This window comes from Okeania sp. SIO2F4 (assembly GCF_010672385.1).
Taxonomy (GTDB): Bacteria; Cyanobacteriota; Cyanobacteriia; order Cyanobacteriales; family Microcoleaceae; genus Trichodesmium.
The window spans coordinates 1-2,316 of record NZ_JAAHGT010001216.1; the positions used below are offsets into that span (position 1 = coordinate 1).

Genomic DNA, 2,316 nt, shown 5'->3' on the forward strand with positions numbered 1-2,316 from the left:
TAACCTTAATTATTCGGTAAAGTAGGGATGTTCCATGGAAAGTCTCTACAAAAATATTTTGTTTATAACTGATTATCCAAACATGATTTTATTGAGTAAATATGCTATACTACAAGTTAAAATAAGATGGGTAATTCCGTGAGTTTTAATCTAGGTTGAAAGAAAGATAAATTCAGCCAAAATACAGTCTTAAAGTAAATTTTTGTAAAAATAAACCCTAAAATATTCACATTTTACCTTGATCCCTCTAGAGAATAATTACGAAATAATACAAGCTTCAAACAAATATTACAACTACAGTCAAGTTAGGTAAGAAGAAGCTAGAGTAAAAGCGTAAAGGAAAAAAGTTTGAACAACAAATAAAGAGGTGGGATTATGAATATTTTCAAATCTATAGAAGAGGCTGTTGTTTATATCTCAGAAGCTATTCGTCGCATTTTTGGTCCTAGTGATGATATGTATCCAGTGATTGGTGTACAACCTTTTGAAGGAGACCCTTATCAAGGACCTATTTGGGCAGATTAGTCGTTAGCTCGGAGTAATTTGGAAGATTCAGAGTAATCTTAACTACGCCCCTATTAATTGCCTCGCGCACTATGCTTTTTCAGTGACGACCTCAATGAGATTACCTAGTCTCCAAAAGAGTAAAGGAAAAAAGTTTGAACAACAAAAAAGAGGTGGGATTTATGAATATTTTCAAATCTATTGAATACACCATTGTTTACATCGCAGAAGCTATTCGTCGCATTTTTGGTCCTAGTGATGATATGTATCCAATGATTGGTGTACAACCTTTTGAAGGAGACCCTTATCAAGGAACTAGTTGGGCAGATTAGTCGTTAGCTCGGAGTAATTTGGAAGATTCAGAGTAATCTTAAATCTTAACTACGCCCCCATTAATTGCCTTGCGCACTATAGTTTTTCAGTCACGACCTCAATGAGATTACCTATTCTCAAGCGGTTAAGAAGATAATTATCTTCTGTGTTGCCAGTAGAAAAATCTACTCTAATACCAAGCTTGAAAAGGATGATTGAAGTAAACATTCCCTGCAAGGGGGCGTGCCTCTTTCAGAAGAACTCCACTATTAGATGAAGAATATAGGTGTTTGTTCTTAATACCAACAAAAGCAATAAATAGTTAACAGTTTAAAACCCCATCTCTCAGCAAAGATGGGGTAAATTTGTTCTAATAATTTGATCAAGCCAAAACAATTGTAGACATCTTGTAGATAGTTGAGGTCTAAACCTAAAAAAATTGATTGAGAACAAAGCAAAGAGCAGCACTACCTAACGGTACAGTCAAATTATCCAGACCAATTTTTGATAAGGTCTCTAATAAAGTAGCAGCTAACGCCACCGGAATAGCAACTACCCAAGTTTGCCAAATATTGCCTTGAACTGCTAAAAGAATTAAACTGCAAACAGTATAGCTAACTAAACACATTGTTAGGGAGCCTTCCCAACTTTTCTTCATGCCCCAGACTTGATAGGGATGTTTGCCAAAATTTTGACCAATAACAGCAGCTAACCCATCACCCCAAGCCATAATTAAAATACCAAGGGCAGCATATTGAGGTTGTTGGATAGACCAAAACCAACCGATGAGAATACCAATACTAACTGCGTAGAAAAATGTTCCTAAACTTTTGCGCCCCACACTATTAACACTAGGAAGAATAGGTAGTTGGTAAGAAATAAGGGCGATCGCTGCGGAGAGAATTCCCGCAGTAATACCTACCCAGGCTGGAATTTCCAACCACCAAGCTAATAGAATTACATTACCTGTGCCAATATGAACGACCTTTCGCGATATCTCTGGGTCTACTTTGGCAAAACGGTTAAGTGCTTCGGCAAGGATTAAAATAATTCCTAACCATGCCCCGACTAGGGAAACTTGGAGCCAAATATTGGGAAATGTACTGATGATAGACACTATAAAAGAAAAAAAACGTTGCATAATCAAGATATGAATTATAAATATTAAACTCTTTGTTACCATTCCTTTCCTATTGAGAACTACTCCCTACCCCCTACTCCCTACTCCCTTGATAGACACTATAAAAGAAAAAAAACGTTGCATAATCAAGATATGAATTATAAATATTAAACTCTTTGTTACCATTCCTTTCCTATTGAGAACTACTCCCTACCCCCTACTCCCTACTCCCTACTCCCTATTCCCTTGATAGACACTATAAAAGAAAAAAGGCGTTGCATAATCAAGATATGAGATCAAATCTGGTAGCATTGGTGTAATTAGACAAGGAGTCAGGAGTCAGGAGGGGGAAAGAATTTAGAAAGATTTGGCAATGATTG

Annotated in this window: 3 protein-coding genes; 2 read left to right on the forward strand and 1 reads right to left on the reverse strand. The window is 36.5% G+C overall.

Annotated features, from left to right (window positions below; genetic code table 11):
- Nucleotides 1-375: 375 nt before the first annotated feature.
- Both F6K22_RS39015 and F6K22_RS39020 read left to right on the forward strand, forming a co-directional pair.
- Nucleotides 376-525, forward strand: coding sequence for a hypothetical protein (locus F6K22_RS39015; protein ID WP_293110322.1), 150 nt, complete (start codon nt 376-378; stop codon nt 523-525).
- A gap of 161 nt (nt 526-686) precedes the next feature.
- The gene (locus tag F6K22_RS39020; RefSeq protein WP_293110323.1) at nt 687-836 is read left to right on the forward strand and encodes an isochorismate synthase; all 150 of its coding nucleotides are present in this window, start codon (nt 687-689) and stop codon (nt 834-836) included.
- A gap of 410 nt (nt 837-1,246) precedes the next feature.
- Here the strand turns inward: F6K22_RS39020 and F6K22_RS39025 are convergent, their stop codons facing one another.
- Complete coding sequence (locus F6K22_RS39025) at nt 1,247-1,957, reverse strand: diacylglycerol/polyprenol kinase family protein (protein WP_293110325.1); 711 nt, start codon at nt 1,955-1,957, stop codon at nt 1,247-1,249.
- Nucleotides 1,958-2,316: the final 359 nt, after the last annotated feature.

Excerpts from the sequence above, each read along its gene's own strand:
- F6K22_RS39025 (WP_293110325.1), bottom strand. The coding sequence starts at position 1,957 with ATGCAACGTTTTTTTTCTTTTATAGTGTCTATCATCAGTACATTTCCC.
- F6K22_RS39020 (WP_293110323.1), top strand. The coding sequence starts at position 687 with ATGAATATTTTCAAATCTATTGAATACACCATTGTTTACATCGCAGAA.
- F6K22_RS39015 (WP_293110322.1), top strand. The coding sequence starts at position 376 with ATGAATATTTTCAAATCTATAGAAGAGGCTGTTGTTTATATCTCAGAA.